Below are 17407 nucleotides of genomic sequence, written 5' to 3' on the forward strand. Positions count from 1 at the left end.
ACCTACAGCCGAGCAAAATGTTTCTCTACCATAGAAAAGTGCGACTGAATCAATTTTTGAGTGACGGGTTGCTGTGGATTTAAAAATACTTCAGACGTAAGACCCTGCTCGATAATCTTTCCCTTATCAATAACCAAAACGCGATCGCTGATATGCCTAACAATACCAATGTTATGTGAAATAAATACAAAACCCAGTCCTAATTCATTTTGCAACTTGAGTATTAAATTTATAGTTTGCGAGCGCACAGAAGGGTCGAGGGCCGCGAAAGGTTCATCTGCCACAATAATCTTTGGATCAAGCAACAAGGCTCTTGCCATCGCAATGCGCTGTTGTTGTCCGTCTGATAGCATATGCCGGTAATAGTAATAATGCTCTCTCAACAGTCCTACTTTAACGAGCGTTTCTTCAATTTTTTCGCGCTTTTGGGCTTCCCCAAAATCTGTATTTAAGCTTAAAGTTTGAGTGAGTATACTGCCAATTGAAAGCGACGGGTTCAAAGCGTCAGCGTTATGCTGCAAGATTAAGCGAATATCTTGACCACGAGTGCGGATTTTCGTTTGCACTGCCTGATCACTTGCTTCACTGTTATATAAATCGATTGTGCCAGAGCTTAAGGGCACCGCGCCCACCAATGCTTTGGCTAACATGCTTTTACCTGAGCCATTGTTGCCGATGATCGCAATGGTTTCGCCCTCGTGCATATCAAAACTAATTGGCCCTAACTGAAAGCTTTGCAACGAGCCAAATAATCCGCTTTTTATGGTGTGCGTGTATTCTATATTGTTTACAGAGAGTATTTTATTCATCGCCGCCAATGCCTTTTGATATGCGTTGCGCTTGGTGAGAAAGCTTCTCAGGGAGATGCAGCGGAAAATGACAGCTGTAGGTATGATCTTGAATGGCCCTTGGCGCTGGAACTTGAACGCATTCTTTCCGAGCATTTGGGCAACGCGGACCCAAACGGCAACCAGCCGGTAAATGTTGCAAGGTCGGTATCGTGCCCTCTAGCGCGACCAGTGGTGATTTAGTGGGTAAAGACACCTGAAAACTCGGCGCACTGTCTAGTAGAGCCTTAGTGTAAGGATGCAGGGGTCTTTTCAGTAAGGATTTAACCCGCCCTGACTCGACGGTTTGCCCACAATACAACACGGTCATGGAGTGCGCCACGCTGGTAATGGCTAAAAGGTCATGGCTAACAAACAGTATTGCCAAGTTTTTAGTTTTGTTAAGTTTTAGCAACAGCCTCAATATTTGTATTTTAGTCGTGCTTTCCATACCGCGAGTAGAGTCATCGGCAATTAATATCTTTGGCTCCGACGCCAGCGCCATAGCAATCATGATTTTCTGACTGACGTCCTTTGGGATTTCATGTGGATATGCTGAGAGGTACTTTTGATGTTCTTTAATGCCAATTTTGTGAATTAAGCTAATGGCAATTTGCCGGCGCTGCTTATTTTTTTGCCAGAACCACCCCTTGCTAATGAGCTCATCCGGTATGCTCTCTTCGAGCTGCTCACCAATAGTAACCGAAGGGTCTAGGGACGAAGTTGGCTCCTGAAATACCACCGCAATTTCTCTGCGCATAATTTGTCTACGTTGTTCGTAAGACATGTTTAAAAGGTCTTGCCCTGCATAAGTAATGCGGTCAGCTTTAATCGACCAATAATCGGGAATGGCACCAATTATGCACCTAACAATGAGGCTTTTGCCTGAACCAGACTCACCGACCAAAGCTAATATTTCACCTTCATTGAGTACCAAATTGACTTTTTCTAGGGCTTTAACCGTGGCGTTTCCGGTATCAATAAACAGTGTCAGGTTTTTTATTTCCAATAATGCCATTAGTGATGCAGCCTATTTCTGAGGGCTGAGCGTAAACCCTCACCAACCACATTGATGCTCAAAATCATCAAAAATATACACATGCCCGGTAAAATAATTAACCAAGGTGCTACGTATGCAACATCTAGGGCCAATGATAAGCTTGCACCTAACTCAATGGTGGGCTCTTGCGCCCCTAAACTTAAAAAGCCTAATGCTGAAATGTCGATAATCGCCACCGATAAAGCGATTGTGGCTTGCACAACGATGAGTTCAACCATGCCCGGCAATATTGAAAATATAAAAATTCGACGTGAAGATGCGCCATCCAACCGGTCTAGTAAAACATAGTCCTTTTGCAGTTCATTGCGCACATAAGTTCGGGTTTGATGCACAAATTGTGGGATCAATGCCAATGTTATGGCCATCATTGCATTAAACAAACCGGTGCCTAAAATAGCTACCATGACTATAGCAATGAGCAAGGTCGGAATTGACATAATAGAATCAAATAGATGATTCACAATACTCGAGCGCAAGCCGCTTAAAACCCCGGCTAAAGCTCCCACGCCTACTCCAATGAACACCGAAATAGCAACAATCACTAAGCTACTGCCAAACGTGGTTCGGCAAGCATATAAAAGCCTTGAAAATACATCTCGCCCGAGTCCGTCGGTGCCCAGAAGGTGAGCGATCGTGCCGTTCGGCTCCCAACTTGGCGGCAATAAAATAGCATTGGTATTTTGTAACTCTGGAGAGTATGGCGCCAGCAGCGGAGCAAATACCGTAATAATTAAAAACAACACTAACAGCACAAATCCGCTTAGTGCAATATGACTGCGCCTGAATTCTAACCAGATATTGACCAAAGGCGAGGGGTGATATTCTTCTTGATAAAGATTAAAGCGCTGCACTTTCAGCTCGCTCACGTGCAGGGTCTATAGCACGGGTAATAAACTCAATAGTTATTGTCATTGACATAACGAACAGTGAAACTACTAACATGCCAATTCTGATAGCCGGGTAATCTTGTTGATAAATTGCTTGAATAAGCCATCGGCCGATCCCCGGCCACGAAAAAATCGTTTCGATAATCATTACATTTGTAATTAAGGTCGATATTTGCAGGGCCAAAATAGGCAAGATGGGCAACAGCGCATTTTTCAAACCGTGTTTGAAAAAGATTTGGCTCTGAGTAAAGCCGCGGGATTTCGCGGCAACAATATAATCTTTGTTCATTACATCCATGATGCTTCGGCGAGTAAAGCGCACAAATAAGGCAGTGGTGACTATGGCTACCGATGCAGTTGGCAAAATTGAGTGCTGTAACGCGTCCATATAGGCTTGATGTTTATTTTCGATACTTGAGCGAGCAATGTCGATAATTAAAAAACCAGTATCAACAGGAATATCAAATAACAAGTCTACGCGTCCGGATATGGGAAGCCATTCTAGCTGGAGACAAAAAATGGTGATAAATATTAGCGCCAGCCAAAATACTGGGAACGAATAACCCACCATCGAAAAGGTCACGACTGAAAAATCGATCGGATTGTGATTCTTTAAACCACTCATAAACCCAACAGGGATACCAATGACGATAGATACTACAAGCGCATAGCAAACTAATTCTAAGGTCGCTGGAAAAGCAATACGGACTTCATTATATAGCGTTGCCTGATCGGCCAAGCTGACGCCCCAATTGCCATTGAGCAAACTTTCAATATAGAAGCCAAACTGATGAAAAATGGATTGGTCAAGTTTGTAGGCGTGTTCAAGAGCAAGCCTTTGTTCATTAGTTTGCGGAACAATTCCAGAGATATTGCTCAACAAATCGCCGGGAAACATAAAGGGCAATAAAAACGACAAAAATATCAGTGTGAATATGGTGATCACAATCAGATTGAGGTAGCGAATAAAGAGCTTAATCACTTAATACGCTCCACATCGTCAAAGCGGATACCGCCGAATGGATTTATTTTAAGGTTGTAAATATCGCTGCGTACTGCTTGATACTGCAGTGCATGGGCGATAGGCACCAATGGCATTTGCTCAAAAATCAGTTCATTTGCTTGATGATACAGGGCTGTTCGCTTATCAAAATCGTCGGTTAATAAGGCTTGGTCAACCAAGGCGTCATACTGTGGGTTGCACCACATGGCTCGATTGGTTCCTGAAGGGATGGCCGAGCAAGTTAACAGCGGGCGATAAAAATTATCTGGGTCACCATTGTCTGCATTCCAACCAATGAGCACGCTATCATGCATACCCAGTCGCAAGTTTTCCCTAAAAATATTCCAATCATAGCTCACGATATTGACCGTAACCCCAACGTCAGACAAATAACTTTTTATCAACTGAGCCATTTTTAAAGCGTTTGGGTTATATGCCCGCTGCACTGGCATCGCCCAAACATTCATCGCGAAATTATAAGGGACGCCTGCTTCATCTAATAACTCTCGCGCTCTTACCGGATTGTACCCATATTCTTTAGCATTCGATTGATAGGCCCAAGAAGCAGAGGGCACCAGGCTTTTAGCGCGTGTTGCTTGGCCTAAATAGACGGCATCAAGCAAGGATGTTTTATCTACGGCTAATGCCAAGGCTTGACGTACTTTAGGGTTATCAAATGGTGCTTTGCTGGTATTGAACGCCCAAAATCCGATATTCAGGCCGGGTTTTTCTAAGAGGGTTAAATCGGTCCGCTCTTCTATAACGCTTAAGTCACTTTGTGATGGAAACGCGACAGCATCGCATTCGCCAGTGATCAGTTTGGCCATACGTAAACTGCTTTTAGCAGTGATATCAAACATCAGATGCTGTGGACCCGAGGTAGGCAGAAAATAGTCGGTGTGGCGCTCAAAACGAATATATTGGTTTTGTCGAAACTCTCTGAATTTATAAGGACCGGTGCCAATAGGCAAACGATCTAAATCTGCAGGGCGACCTATGTCCATCAATTTTGAGGCATATTCTGCGGATAATATGACGGCAAAATCGGTAGCCAAGTTAGCCAAAAATGAACTGTCTGGCGTAAACAAGGTGATTTCTACGCGATACCCGTTTATCCGCTCGACGCTTTTTAAACGTTGATCCAAACGCAAGCTATCAAAATAGGGATAGCTGCCTCCGTTTACATCGTGATAGGGATGATTAGCATCTCGCCAACGATTAATACTAAACAATACATCATCAGCGTTTAGGGTCCGCATTGGTGTAAAATAGTTCGTGCTATGAAAGGCAACGCCTTGGCGCAGTTGAAAGGTATAAGTGAGACCATCTTCACTGACCAACCAACTACTAGCGAGACCCGGCTCGATTAAGCCATTGGTTGGATTGAATTCTAGTAGGCGGTCATAAATCTGATGGGCAGATGCATCTGCAGTGGTGCTAGATGTATCGAGCTGCGGATTAAATGAACCTGGGTTACTTTCAGAACAAAAGGTAATAGCGTCGACATCATGACGTTGCTTTTTTCCACAGCCAAACATTAGCACGCTTACCATTGCTAAGCATATTAGTTTGGGGGGTAAAAAAGCACTATGTTGCATTAGTCTGCGTCACTATTTTCAAGTAAATTGTACTTCTTGAGATATCCTCTTAACTGATGATAGGTTAACGACAGTTTTTCTGCAGTCTTTTTCTGATTAAATTGCGATTCTTTCAAGGCCTGCTTAATCATGTCCACCTCAAAGTCCTGTGAAACTTGCTTCAAATCTAAGGGGAACGTAAGAGCAGGTTTTACCAGCGCAGACGGTTTTTGAGGATTAGTAGAAGCGACGATTTCGTCTGCAGAACTACTGTTAACTGCGACCGGCGTGGGTGGTGGATGAGATAGTGCAGTCGGTGCTTTCGTTCTGCCTTGAGGCCTAAACTTCGATTCGAAGGGGTCAATGGTAATGTCGTGCACAGGCAAGTGAGGCGAGTTTCGGTAAACTGAGCGTTCTACCACGTTCTTAAGTTCTCGTATGTTGCCTGGCCAGTGATGGTCAAGCAGTATTTCTTTGGCACGCTTACTAAACCCGCTAAATAACTCCATTTTGAGCTCCCTTGCCATATTAATGGCAAAGTGTTCAGCTAGCATCATGATGTCTTCTCTGCGCTCTCTTAATGGTGGAATGGTTACTACATCAAAAGCAAGCCGGTCTAAAAGGTCTGCTCTAAACTCTCCGTGTTCAGCTAAGGTGGGTAAATCTTCATTGGTGGCAGCAATTAATCGTACGTCGACTTTGACCGTGCGGGTGCCACCGACGCGTTCGAATTCTCCATACTCTATTACCCTTAGGAGCTTTTCTTGCACCAAGGCAGAGGTATTGGCTAACTCATCTAAAAACATGGTACCTTGATGGGCATATTCAAAACGACCTTCACGCCGTTTACTCGCGCCAGTGAATGCGCCAGCTTCATAACCAAACAGCTCACTCTCTAATAAACTATCGTTGAGCGCGGCGCAGTTCAATTTTACGTAATTTTGGTCCCAACGTTTTGATAGGTAGTGTAATCGAGCTGCCACTAGCTCTTTTCCTGTGCCACGTTCGCCTATAACTAAAACAGGTTTATCAAGTGGGGCAACTTGGGATATTTGCTCAAGTACTTCTAGGAAGGAATTTGCTTCACCGATAAGATTATCGGTTTTGGTAAATACAGCCACGAGAGATCCCTTATTAGTTAGTCAAATCGACTAAATAGTAGTGTACTTTATTAGTAGGTGAATGCCCAAAGCTTTTTAAATAAATATAAATATCATAAAAAACATGTACTTATTTGGTTTTGCTAAGTTGGCAGGTTAATTGAATATACTTGGGTAAGAACTAACGAATTGAATTAAGTAATTCTTACTAATCGATTTTATTTATAAACTAAGAGGTAACATACCATGGGTGTATTTTCACGTTTTACCGATATTATCAACTCAAATATCAATGCGATCTTAGATAAAGCAGAAGATCCTGAAAAAATGGTTCGCTTAATTATCCAAGAAATGGAAGACACATTAGTCGAAGTGCGCAGCGCATCTGCAAAAACTATCGCCGCGAAAAAAGACGTGTCACATCAAATTAACAAGTTATTAGACGAATCTGATAACTGGCAGTCTAAAGCAGAATTAGCACTTTCAAAAGATCGTGACGATTTAGCAAGAGCTGCTCTTCAAGAGAAATCAAAAGCCGCTGATGCTGCACAAACACTTGGTAAAGAGTTACAAATCATCGAAGATGAATTAACCAAGTTGCAAAGTGAAACCGGTCAGCTACAAGACAAGTTAGCCGACGCGAAAAGTCGTCAAAAAACCATTATCATGCGTCAAAACACAGTAAACTCTAGACTGCAGGTGAAAAAGCGCCTGGACTCAGGCACTGTCGATGCTGCTATGGGCAAATTTGAACAGTTTGAGCGTAAAATTGACGATTTAGAGTCTCAAGTTGAAGCCTACGATATCGGCAAACATTCGTTAAGGGATGAATTTGCCAGCCTCGAAGCAGATGGCAAAATTGAGGACGAGCTAGCCGCATTAAAACAAAAAATGCAGGGCAAAAATACGAAAACAGCAAGCGTGACGGAAGTAAAAGCGAAGACTAAAAAAGCGTAAGCTTGAGTCAAAACTATTGAGCTTTCATACTAATTGGTAATTTAGTTGAAAGCTCGCTTTCGATTTAAACGATATAAGGGAGAAATATAATGGGAGAGATGTTCGTAATACTAAGTGGAACGTCGCTGATACTCTTTATGTTAATTGTCGCTCCAATCTGGCTGATATTGCACTATCGCAGCAAGAAACAGGTAAGCCAGGGTTTAACCTCAACAGAGGTCGCGACTTTGCAAGATTTAGCAACGAAAGAAGAGCAGATGTCTGAGCGTATTAAAACCTTAGAAGCGATTTTAGACTCAGAATCACCTAGCTGGAGAGAGCGCGCATGATTAAGTCAAAGACCTTGTACAGAGACCCTACACGAGGAAAGGTTGCTGGCGTCTGTGCTGGAATAGCAGATTACTTTTCAGTTGAAGTATGGCTGGTCAGAATCGTTACCATCACCGCGTTTTTGCTAACAACAGGTACCTTTATTTTTGTATGTTACATTGCGGCTTGGTTGATACTTGACAAAAAACCTGCAGAAGACTCTGCAAGCGGGTTTACGGCATCAGGGACAGACGGTCATGCATTCTCGGGCAAAGGCTATAGAAATGCCAGCAGCACTGAAAAAGTCTGTGTTAAGTCTAAAGTATGGCAAGCAGGAATGCCGCCGAAACAGGCATTTGTTAACATTCAACAACGTTTTAATCGCAGCGAAAATCGTCTACGTAAGTTGGAAAGCTATGTCACTAGCAAAGAATTTCAACTGAATCGCGAACTTAACCGCTTGTAAAAATTAACGTTCCCGTTTATGAGGCACAAACTCCTATTTAAGTTGACCTGTGTTTGTTTATTTTATCTAACATAGGCAGAAGTTGTGCTTCATAGTTTTTTTGGTCACTAATAAGGTAATGGTTGTTTATTAGAGCTCTTTTCGACTAGTGTTTGATTTTGAATATATTATTTCTAAAGAAACCTAAATGTTGAACAAATTTACGATTGACGAAATAAACAGCTCTTTCTGAGCATTCTCCTTTCTGTTTGCCTTTAATAAATGGCTAGCTTTTAAGATGTACTCTCAAAATTTTATTATTTCTAAAGCGTTATAGAGAAGTTTTGTAAAAATTAGAATACAAAAGGTAATGGTCTTACCACTTCAATTGGGTTGCGAGATCTCTCTTTAAATTCCCTTTTTGATTAACATGAAGACGTGTTTAATTTTAGCGTTAGAGTTGTATGTCAAAGCAAACGAAATATGTTTCAAAAAGCATAAATGAAACCGGTTATATTCAGTGGAGTGATGAAGAGAACGATAGATGGGCGCGATTATACGAGCGACAAATTGGCCTTTTGAATAACCGTGCCTGCAGCCAATATATGCAGGGTCTTAAATTATTGAATATGCCCTCTGATACTATCCCGCAGTTGCCCGATATTGATAAAATATTGATGGAAACCACAGGATGGACGACTGCAGCGGTTCCAGCCCTGATCAATTTCACAGAGTTTTTTACGCTATTAGCAAATAAGCGATTTCCAGTTGCCACATTCATTCGTAGTGAAGAAGAGTTTGATTACCTGCAAGAGCCGGATGTGTTTCATGAAATATTCGGTCATTGCCCTTTATTGACGAATCCGGCTTTTGCCCATTTTACGCACACATATGGCCAGTTAGGATTGGCGGCAAATAAAGAAGACCGCGGGTTTTTGGCTCGCCTTTATTGGTTTACGGTCGAATTTGGTTTGGTTCAAACTGATGAAGGGCTAAGAATTTATGGGGGGGGTATTTTATCTTCCCCTGGCGAAACCTTATATGCTCTAGAGAGTGGAATACCGGTTCATAAGCCTTTACAGGCTTTGGATGTACTTAGAACCCCTTATCGCATCGACATTATGCAGCCGGTATATTTCATACTCAATCACTTTAATGGTCTATTCGATCTTGCTGAGCTTGATGTAATGGCATTGGTCGAACAAGCAAAAGCTTTGGGTTTATACGAACCCATGTTCCCACCAAAGTTAAAACAAGCCAGTTAAACCGTCGGCTCTGAAACACAAGCGTAAAGGCTCCAAACAAATGCCTTTACGCTTATTCAAACATTACAAAAATGTCATATTATTCAGCCTTCAAACGGTGATCTAGCCATTTCCAGTCGCGTACTTAATGCTATACAGGTAAATATATGTTTACAACGGTGACCTAGAGGCAACGAGGGTCCCTCAAATTTGCGAGTCCTAGGAGTAAGAAGGTTATGCGTTTAGAGATAAATTGTGAAGACCGTTTGGGGATTACTCAAGATGTACTCGACATATTAAGCGACTATCATATCGATTTACGAGGTATCGAAATTGACGCTTTGGGTAAGATATATCTTGATTTCCCGACGATAGAATTTACTGATTTTCAGGTGTTAATGCAGAAATTGCGTAGAGTTGACGGCATAACTGATGTCAAAACAACGCCATTTATGCCTATTCAACTGGAACGAAATCAACTTCGGGCACTCCTTCAGACATTGCCCGACCCCGTGTTTTCAATAAACACTCAAGGCAAAATCATTCTTTTCAATGACGCTGTGATAAGTGGCCTAGAGCTGCCGCGAGAAGAAATTATCAATTTACACATTGATGACGTACTCGACGGTTTTAATTTTACAAAGTGGCTAGAGGGCAAGGAAATTTATGCACAAACCCAACGTGTGAAATTTCTGGAGCAAGACTACATTGCAGATTTGTTGCCGGTTGACGTACCTGATTCAGATAAAGCAATACTTGCGGGGGCAGTTGTAATGCTTAAATCAGAGGTTCGTCTTGGGCAACAGTTAACGGTGTTTCATCGCAGCGCCAGCAATAGTTTTGATGCCTTTGATGCAAACTCTACGGCAATGAAAAAAGTGGTACGTGAGGCAAAACGAATGTCTGAGCTCGACGGCAATATGCTGATTACGGGTGAAACCGGCACGGGCAAAGAGCAAATTGCAAAAGCCTGCCATGATAGCAGTCGAAGAAGCATGGGAGAGTTCGTGACTCTTAACTGTGCGTCATTACCAGATGATGTTGCTGAAACTGAGCTGTTTGGCTATGCGTCTGGCGGTTTTAATCAACAAGAAGGCAAAATGGGGCTTTTCGAGCAAGCCTCTGGTGGTACTTTATTGCTAGATGAAGTGAGTGAAATGTCTGCCCAACTGCAGGCTAAGTTGCTTAGAGTACTTGAATATGGCACCTATCATCAGGTCGGTGATAGCAGAGTAAAGAGCATCGACTGCAGAATCATTTGTACAACATGCAAAGAGCTTGCAGACTGCGTGGAAGACGGTACGTTTAGAGAAGATTTGTATTATCGTTTGAATGTTTTGTCGTTAGTTGTGCCGCCGATTAGAGAGCGTAAGGCTGATATCGTGTCATTGGCCAATAGAATTTTGCTGCAACATAGCAAAAAGCTTGGGATACAGGTGCCTAAACTAAGTAAGTCCTGCGTTGAGTATCTACAGGGCTATCCGTGGCCTGGAAATATTAGGCAGTTAAAGAACGCCCTTTACCGAGCCATTTCTTTGATTGATGGCAAAGAAATTACAAAAGAAGCAATACAAGTTCCTTCGTGCAGTGCGACCGTTACATATATAGACGAAAACTTTGACGGCACCTTAGAGCAAGAAGTTAAAAAGTTTGAACGAGATATGCTCAAACGCTTGTATCCGTCTTATCCAAGTACGCGACAACTGGCCAGAAAGCTGGGCTTAAGCCACACCGCTATCGCAAACAAGCTGCGTGAATATGGTATTAACAAAAGCACAGTAAAGTACTAGACTGGTATTGGGCATACACAAATCGAGAAGTGACATGAGCTTAAAGTTATACGGGTATTGGCGTTCATCTGCAAGCTACAGAGTACGCATTGCGCTTAACCTAAAACAATTAGACTATGAATATATCCCTGTTCATTTAGTTAATAATGGCGGTGAGCAAAAAAGCGAAGAGTATCAACGCCTAAATCCGAGCAAACTTGTGCCGACATTTGTTGATGACAATGCAGATATTACCTTAAGCCAGTCGCTGGCGATTATCGAGTATTTAGACGAGCAGTATCCGGAGCATATTCAGTTACTTCCCAAACATGCTCAAGACAGAGCTAGAGTGCGTATGCTGGCACAGGATATAGCTTGCGATATTCAGCCAGTGACCAATCTTCGAGTTTTGAATAAAATAAAGCTTGATCATCACGCCAGTGATGAACAGGTCAAGCAGTGGGTGGACTATTGGGTTACCGAGGGTTTTAAAGCATTATCGGCTAAAATTAAAACTAGGGCAGGAAAGTTTGCCTACGGTTATCAAGTGTCGCTGGCCGATATTTGTATTGTGCCGCAAGTTTACAATGCACAGAGGTTTGGTGTTGATATGTCGGCTTTTCCAATGATTCAAAAGATATATAATAACTGCTTGGCGCTTGAGGCATTTCAAAATGCCTCGCCGGAAAATCAAAGTGACGCGACTTAGTATTAAGAGACTGCTTAAATAGGTAACGCAGTAGTTATTTTTACCTGCTTTAAGGCAAAGGTTGAGCTTAAATGGTCTACCAACGGGAGACTTGTGAGCTTAGTTTTTAGCAGAATTTCATATTCTTCAATGCTGCGAACAATCACTTTTAGCAAATAATCTTTGTCGCCACTGGTAGTGTGGCACTCAATAATTTCATCGATATCTTGAACGGCAGTTTCAAATTTTGTCAATGAGTCACCGTCATGATTTTTCAGGGTGACATAAATAAACACCGATACACCCAAATTCAGTTTTTTAGCATCGAGCAGGGTAACTTTTTGACGAATAATTCCGTCAGCTTCCATCCGCTTTACCCGTCGCCAGCAGGGTGTGTGAGATAGTCCAACATATTGCGAGAGCTCTGCCATTGAGACAGTGGCATCTCTTTGCATGACTCGCAAAATTTCCCGATCAAATTTGTCTAACTTCATATGCTATTAATCATCACTAGATAAAAGGCTCTCGATCACCAAATGGCTTGATACTAAGAAACTATGATTTTTAAATTGGTCTATATTATAGGATGTATATCCTAGAAAGGCGAAGTAATAAAAACATATATTTAACATTTAATTTCGTTAATCAGGTGTTATTGCAATACACGTCCTCGTCCATATCATATAACATGCTCGACAGTTTAGTCTAAACAGTCCTACTTTAAAGGCGGCAGCATGTCAGTGTTTGAGCATCCAGATTTCGACGAGCATGAACAGGTTTCATTTTTTCACGACCCGATTTCTGGCTTAGATGCCATTATCGCAGTGCATAACACCCAACTTGGCGCAAGTTTAGGCGGCTGCAGAATGTGGCCGTATGCAAACTCCCAGGACGCACTAACCGATGTACTGCGACTGGCAAAAGGTATGACCTACAAAGCAGCCATCGCTGGTCTGCCCCAAGGAGGAGGCAAAGCCGTAATCATTGGCAATTCAAGGCAAGATAAAACTCAAGAGCTTATGTATGCAATGGGCAGGGCGGTTGATACCTTCAAAGGGCAATATGTGATTGCTGAAGATTCAGGAATATCAGTACAAGATCTGCAATATATGGCAACACAGAGTCATCATGTGGCGGGAACCTCAGCAAAATTTGCATATGATGGCAGTCCTGCTGATGGCAATCCTGCGCCTTCAACGGCATATGGAGTATTTGTCGGAATAAAAGCCGCGGTTAAATTCGCTACAGGTTCCGACTTGCAGGGCAAAAAAATTGCAATTCAGGGACTGGGTCATGTCGGTTTGCGTCTTGCAAGACATCTGCACAATGCAGGAGCTAAACTTATAGTGGCTGATATTTTCAGTGATGGTGTGGAAGCCGCTCGACAAGAGTTTGGTGCTCAAGTTGTTGATCCCTTGGATATTCATAAGGTCGTTGCAGACGTTTTTGCGCCTTGTGCGATGGGCGGTGCTATTAATGCGCACAGCTTACCTGAGATCAGCGCTGGGATTATTGCGGGTGCTGCCAACAATCAGTTGGTGTCAAAGGATATGGGTGAGCAATTATGTGAGCGCGGCATTATTTATGTTCCTGATTATGTTATTAACGCAGGTGGCATTATCGATATATTTCATCAGCGAAACGAAAGCACCGCTGAAAAAATGCGCAGCCAATTAGAACAGATAGGCGAAACTGTCACACAAATATTAACTCGGTCACGCCAGTTAAATAAGCCAACTGAGCAGGTTGCAAATCAAATAGCAGAAGAAAAGTTCAGACACTAAGCTGCCGACGCTTGCAAGGCTATGCACAAATCGTCATAATGCGCGTCGCGTGTTTAGAATCTCCTTTTGCGAGATTTGCTAATTCGTTTCTATGGTGAACCCTGGTTCTCCCGCAATGATAACTTAGGAACCTGGTCAGGCCCGGAAGGGAGCAGCCACACTAAGGGACTCATGTGCCGGGAAGCGGCTGGGGTTTGCCACCTAATTCCTTTCGATATTTGCACATTATACGCGCTTGTTTAGCTGCGTGTTCCTTTGCATTACTAGCTTAGATAATAGACTCACATGGCCTTTTTAGGGTGCGCGTCAAGATAGTCAACAGCTGAACGGATCGCTTGAATAACATTCATTTCCATTTGTTGGCGCTCCGACCCTGGCAAGTAAAAGGCCATATCGACTTCATGCCTTATGTATCTTGGCGGCAGTTGGTTAAGAACTAAGCAAGATAAATCTGCTAAATAATCATCGCTTTTTGTTTTACCTAATTCTAGCGTTATGAGCTTTTCTAAGACTAAATGTTCGTAGTAATTATGTATGTCATCGTCTAATTTCACTTTATATTTCCTTAACATAGCGATAAATGCTTTTACCCTTCCATTTATCGGCAAGCGCCGACTATTTGTAACTTTTTATTACAGCTACTGACACGTGTTGACAAAAAACACTGGTTTATATAGCGACAGTATGTTGACCAATGCTTGCAATACCGTATATAGTATGGCGACTGGGCGAAAGCTCATGACATAAAATCAATAAATAATTGATAAAAATTATAATGTCTAGGGAGACATGAATGTTTACAAATACTAAATTAGCGAAAGCAGTTAAGATTGCTTGCGCCTTCGGCGCGGCATCTACAATAGGTTTCACTGGTTCTGCACTTGCTCAAGAGAGTGGCGCAACAGAAGAGTCAGTTGAAAAAATCCAAGTAACAGGTTCACGTTTACGTCAAGCAGAGTTTGCATCAGCAGCGCCTATCGCGGTTGTTGGTCAAGAGCAGTTTGAATTAACCGCTACTGTGAACACTGAACAACTACTTAACACCTTGCCACAAGTTGTTCCTGGTTTAGACAGAACGTCTAACAACCCAGGTAACGGTACAGCTACTGTAGACTTACGTGGCCTAGGCACAAACAGAACACTAGTTCTAATCAACGGTACGCGCGCAGTTCCTACTACTGCTGGCGGCGCAGTTGACATTAACTCAATTCCTACAGCTCTTATCAAAAGCGTTGAAGTTTTAACTGGTGGTGCTTCGGCAGTATACGGTTCTGACGCGGTTGCTGGTGTTGTTAACTTCATCCTTAAAGACGATTTCGAAGGCGTTGAAGTTCAAACTGGTTACGAAACTACAGAAGAAGGCGATGCTGAAATATTCAACGCTGATTTTACAGTTGGTGGTAACTTCGCTGACGGTAAAGGTAACGTAGTATTCAACCTTGCTTACACTGACCGCTCAGACCTTTTCCAAGGTGATCGTGACTTTGCTGCAACCGCATTGTTTGATGATGGTGATGGCGGCTTGGAGCCAGGTGGTTCTTCTGGTGTTCCAGCAACAGCAATCTTCAACGGTGGCTTTAACTCGTTTTCTGGTAACGGTGGTATTATATTCGGCCAAGACGGTGGCGTTCGTCCATTCGTTTCTTCAGGTCAAGTAAATGATTTTTACAACTATGCACCTGTGAACTATATTCAGTTACCACAAGAGCGTCACCAAGCGACTGCTCTAGGTTCATATGAAATTTCAGATACTTCGGAATTATATGGTCGTGTAATGTTTACTGACAGCCGAGTGCCTTCTCAGTTAGCACCAACGCCTATTTTTGAAACGTCTACTTTTACCTTAGACGGTAGCCCATTTATTACACCTGCTGCACAACAGATTATTTCTGACGGTATTGGCTTGGGTGTTGATACTGATGGTGATGGTATTGATGACGAAGCTCGTGCATTAGTGCGTCGTCGTTTAGAAGAAGTTGGTCCACGTCGTTCTGAAGATGCATTTACTTCATTCCAGTTCCAAGTAGGTATCAAGGGTGATATTGGTGATACTCCTTGGTTCTATGATGCTTACTACCAAACAGGTAAAGTGAACAACTCTACTGCGCAACTTGGTAACGTAAACAGAGGCCGCTTTAATCAGGCGCTTCTATTAGCTACTGATGCAAATGGCCAAGTTATCCTTGACGCAAATGGCAATCCATCTTGTGCTGATACATCAGCGAATGGTGCAACAAGTGGCTGTGTGCCAATGAACATCTTCGGTGAAGGTAATATTTCACAAGGTGCTGCAGATTTCTTAAAAACTGCCGTTGCTTCAACTGCATTGTTCGAGCAAAAAATCTTTGGTGCAACGCTTGGTGGTGATTCATCAGACTACTTCGAACTTCCGGGTGGTCCGATCGCTATTGGTCTTGCTTACGAGCATAGACAAGAAAGCTTCGAGTTCTTACCTTCACAGGATTTAGCGGCTGGTACTATCGCTGGTTTTAACGGTGCTCCTGGCTTAGCCGGTGGATTTACAGTTTCTGGTCTGTCTATCGAAATGAAAGTTCCAATTTTGCGTGACGTTGAGTTCGCAGACTTATTAGAACTTGATTTAGCTTATCGTTCAGAAGACTACTCAACTGCTGGTTCTGTAGATTCTTACAAGATTGCTGGTATTTGGGCGCCAACTGAAACATTCCGTTTCAGAGCTGGCTTTAACACAGCGGTACGTGCTCCTAACATCGGTGAATTGTTTGCTCCACGTGGCGAAGGTTTCCCTGGTGCTTCAGATCCATGCGCTGGTAACGGTAACCTAGACCAAACTGATGCATTGCGTCAATTATGTCAAGCAACTGGTGTACCTTCAAATGTTGTGTTTTCTGCTGCTATCAACCCAGCATCTGGACAGGTTCGTACCATCAGTGGTGGTAACCCTGACCTAGTGCAAGAAGAGGCCGAAACGCTTACAGTTGGTATCGTTTATGACGTGACTGAAGAGTTTACATTCTCAATCGATTATTTCGATATCTCAATCGACGATGCAGTTGGTGCATTTGGTGGTGGTACTAACAACATTCTTGCTACATGTTATACTGCAGGCGCAGTCGGTGGCGGTGTTGGCGGTCCATTCTGTAATGCGGTAAATCGTCGTTCAGATGGTTCAATTGACTTCGTTGAAGGCGCAGCTCAAAACATCGCATCTATCGAACTTAGCGGTATCGATCTTATTGCAAGCTACGATACTGAAATGATGGGTGGCGATGTAAGTGTGAACTATATCGGTACTTACACTGAAACGTCTGACTTCTTCCCTGGTCCAGGTGAACCGGCTATTGAATGTGCGGGCAACTTTGGTGCAGATTGTGGTGAACCTACTCCAGAGTACAAGCATCGCGTAACATTTAGCTATGGAACAGATGATTTCACTGCTCAGCTATTATGGCGTTATGTTGGCGAAGTAAACGATGACGATCCAGACACTGTATTTACGGTTGATAAGATTGACGGTACTAGCTACTTTGATCTAGCGGGTACTTATTTCATCAACGATACTTATCGCGTAACTGCTGGTATTGATAACTTGTTAGACGAAGCTCCACCAGTAATTGGTGACAACGATGAACAAGCTAATACTTACCCAGCAACTTATGATGTATTCGGTCGTACTTACTATGTAAGTTTCAGAGCTTCTTTCTAAGAAAGAACTTAACTGAATCAAAAAAGAGAGCTTAGGCTCTCTTTTTTTTTGGATTATGAAAATGGTCCGAAA

General features: G+C 42.7%; 16 protein-coding genes and 1 other RNA gene. 9 read left to right on the top strand and 8 right to left on the bottom strand.

Annotated elements, in window-relative coordinates; all coding sequences use genetic code 11:
• Positions 1–2: 2 nt before the first annotated feature.
• Genes AB9H30_RS01215 through pspF form a run of 6 tightly spaced genes read right to left on the bottom strand, consistent with a single transcriptional unit; the run spans position 3 to position 6475 of the window.
• Positions 3–809, bottom strand: coding sequence for an ATP-binding cassette domain-containing protein (locus AB9H30_RS01215; protein WP_371192762.1), 807 nt, complete (start codon positions 807–809; stop codon positions 3–5).
• Positions 802–1845, bottom strand: a complete 1044-nt coding sequence (locus AB9H30_RS01220) for an oligopeptide/dipeptide ABC transporter ATP-binding protein (protein ID WP_371192763.1) — start codon at positions 1843–1845, stop codon at positions 802–804. The genes AB9H30_RS01215 and AB9H30_RS01220 overlap by 8 nt, the downstream gene beginning before the upstream one ends.
• Positions 1845–2738, bottom strand: coding sequence for an ABC transporter permease subunit (locus tag AB9H30_RS01225; protein WP_371192900.1), 894 nt, complete (start codon positions 2736–2738; stop codon positions 1845–1847). Before AB9H30_RS01225 ends, AB9H30_RS01220 begins: the two co-directional genes overlap by 1 nt.
• Complete coding sequence (locus AB9H30_RS01230) at positions 2725–3756, bottom strand: ABC transporter permease subunit (protein ID WP_371192764.1); 1032 nt, start codon at positions 3754–3756, stop codon at positions 2725–2727. The genes AB9H30_RS01225 and AB9H30_RS01230 overlap by 14 nt, the downstream gene beginning before the upstream one ends.
• The gene (locus tag AB9H30_RS01235; protein WP_371192765.1) at positions 3753–5375 is read right to left on the bottom strand and encodes an ABC transporter substrate-binding protein; all 1623 of its coding nucleotides are present in this window, start codon (positions 5373–5375) and stop codon (positions 3753–3755) included. The genes AB9H30_RS01230 and AB9H30_RS01235 overlap by 4 nt, the downstream gene beginning before the upstream one ends.
• On the bottom strand, positions 5375–6475 hold the full coding sequence (gene pspF, locus AB9H30_RS01240; protein ID WP_371192766.1) for a phage shock protein operon transcriptional activator: 1101 nt from the start codon (positions 6473–6475) through the stop codon (positions 5375–5377). Before pspF ends, AB9H30_RS01235 begins: the two co-directional genes overlap by 1 nt.
• Positions 6476–6700: 225 nt before the next feature.
• Here pspF and pspA point away from each other — a divergent pair, with 225 nt between their 5' ends.
• The 6 genes from pspA to maiA all read left to right on the top strand — a co-directional run bounded on the left by pspA (position 6701) and on the right by maiA (position 11887).
• Positions 6701–7411, top strand: coding sequence for a phage shock protein PspA (gene pspA / locus AB9H30_RS01245; RefSeq protein ID WP_371192767.1), 711 nt, complete (start codon positions 6701–6703; stop codon positions 7409–7411).
• An 89-nt stretch (positions 7412–7500) separates the two neighbouring features.
• Entirely contained in the window at positions 7501–7740 is a 240-nt protein-coding gene (pspB, locus tag AB9H30_RS01250) for an envelope stress response membrane protein PspB (RefSeq protein ID WP_371192769.1), read from the top strand.
• Entirely contained in the window at positions 7737–8186 is a 450-nt protein-coding gene (gene pspC, locus AB9H30_RS01255) for an envelope stress response membrane protein PspC (protein ID WP_371192771.1), read from the top strand. Before pspB ends, pspC begins: the two co-directional genes overlap by 4 nt.
• 443 nt (positions 8187–8629) lie before the next feature.
• Complete coding sequence (phhA, locus tag AB9H30_RS01260; protein WP_371192772.1) at positions 8630–9430, top strand: phenylalanine 4-monooxygenase; 801 nt, start codon at positions 8630–8632, stop codon at positions 9428–9430.
• Between the two features lie 215 nt (positions 9431–9645).
• A complete protein-coding gene (gene tyrR / locus AB9H30_RS01265; protein WP_371192774.1) occupies positions 9646–11199 on the top strand; it encodes a transcriptional regulator TyrR in 1554 nt (517 codons plus the stop codon).
• A gap of 34 nt (positions 11200–11233) precedes the next feature.
• On the top strand, positions 11234–11887 hold the full coding sequence (gene maiA / locus AB9H30_RS01270; protein ID WP_371192776.1) for a maleylacetoacetate isomerase: 654 nt from the start codon (positions 11234–11236) through the stop codon (positions 11885–11887).
• Between the two features lie 14 nt (positions 11888–11901).
• Here the strand turns inward: maiA and AB9H30_RS01275 are convergent, their stop codons facing one another.
• Positions 11902–12360, bottom strand: a complete 459-nt coding sequence (locus AB9H30_RS01275; protein ID WP_371192777.1) for an Lrp/AsnC family transcriptional regulator — start codon at positions 12358–12360, stop codon at positions 11902–11904.
• Between the two features lie 240 nt (positions 12361–12600).
• Here AB9H30_RS01275 and AB9H30_RS01280 point away from each other — a divergent pair, with 240 nt between their 5' ends.
• Positions 12601–13650, top strand: a complete 1050-nt coding sequence (locus tag AB9H30_RS01280) for a Glu/Leu/Phe/Val dehydrogenase dimerization domain-containing protein (protein WP_371192779.1) — start codon at positions 12601–12603, stop codon at positions 13648–13650.
• 99 nt (positions 13651–13749) lie between these two features.
• Positions 13750–13846: signal recognition particle sRNA small type (gene ffs / locus AB9H30_RS01285), an RNA gene on the top strand.
• 85 nt (positions 13847–13931) lie between these two features.
• On the opposite strand, the gene AB9H30_RS01290 is transcribed toward ffs, so the two are convergent.
• Positions 13932–14204, bottom strand: coding sequence for a late competence development ComFB family protein (locus AB9H30_RS01290; protein WP_371192780.1), 273 nt, complete (start codon positions 14202–14204; stop codon positions 13932–13934).
• Between the two features lie 239 nt (positions 14205–14443).
• On the opposite strand from AB9H30_RS01290, the gene AB9H30_RS01295 reads away from it, so the two are divergent.
• Positions 14444–17335, top strand: coding sequence for a TonB-dependent receptor domain-containing protein (locus AB9H30_RS01295; protein WP_371192782.1), 2892 nt, complete (start codon positions 14444–14446; stop codon positions 17333–17335).
• Positions 17336–17407 lie beyond the last annotated feature (72 nt).

It is taken from the genome of Glaciecola sp. SC05, from assembly GCF_041380235.1.
Lineage (GTDB): Bacteria > Pseudomonadota > Gammaproteobacteria > Enterobacterales > Alteromonadaceae > Glaciecola.

Excerpts from the sequence above, each read along its gene's own strand:
- AB9H30_RS01215 (WP_371192762.1), bottom strand. The coding sequence starts at position 809 with ATGAATAAAATACTCTCTGTAAACAATATAGAATACACGCACACCATA.
- AB9H30_RS01220 (WP_371192763.1), bottom strand. The coding sequence starts at position 1,845 with ATGGCATTATTGGAAATAAAAAACCTGACACTGTTTATTGATACCGGA.
- AB9H30_RS01235 (WP_371192765.1), bottom strand. The coding sequence starts at position 5,375 with ATGCAACATAGTGCTTTTTTACCCCCCAAACTAATATGCTTAGCAATG.
- pspA (WP_371192767.1), top strand. The coding sequence starts at position 6,701 with ATGGGTGTATTTTCACGTTTTACCGATATTATCAACTCAAATATCAAT.
- pspB (WP_371192769.1), top strand. The coding sequence starts at position 7,501 with ATGGGAGAGATGTTCGTAATACTAAGTGGAACGTCGCTGATACTCTTT.
- pspC (WP_371192771.1), top strand. The coding sequence starts at position 7,737 with ATGATTAAGTCAAAGACCTTGTACAGAGACCCTACACGAGGAAAGGTT.
- phhA (WP_371192772.1), top strand. The coding sequence starts at position 8,630 with ATGTCAAAGCAAACGAAATATGTTTCAAAAAGCATAAATGAAACCGGT.
- tyrR (WP_371192774.1), top strand. The coding sequence starts at position 9,646 with ATGCGTTTAGAGATAAATTGTGAAGACCGTTTGGGGATTACTCAAGAT.
- maiA (WP_371192776.1), top strand. The coding sequence starts at position 11,234 with ATGAGCTTAAAGTTATACGGGTATTGGCGTTCATCTGCAAGCTACAGA.
- AB9H30_RS01275 (WP_371192777.1), bottom strand. The coding sequence starts at position 12,360 with ATGAAGTTAGACAAATTTGATCGGGAAATTTTGCGAGTCATGCAAAGA.
- AB9H30_RS01280 (WP_371192779.1), top strand. The coding sequence starts at position 12,601 with ATGTCAGTGTTTGAGCATCCAGATTTCGACGAGCATGAACAGGTTTCA.
- AB9H30_RS01295 (WP_371192782.1), top strand. The coding sequence starts at position 14,444 with ATGTTTACAAATACTAAATTAGCGAAAGCAGTTAAGATTGCTTGCGCC.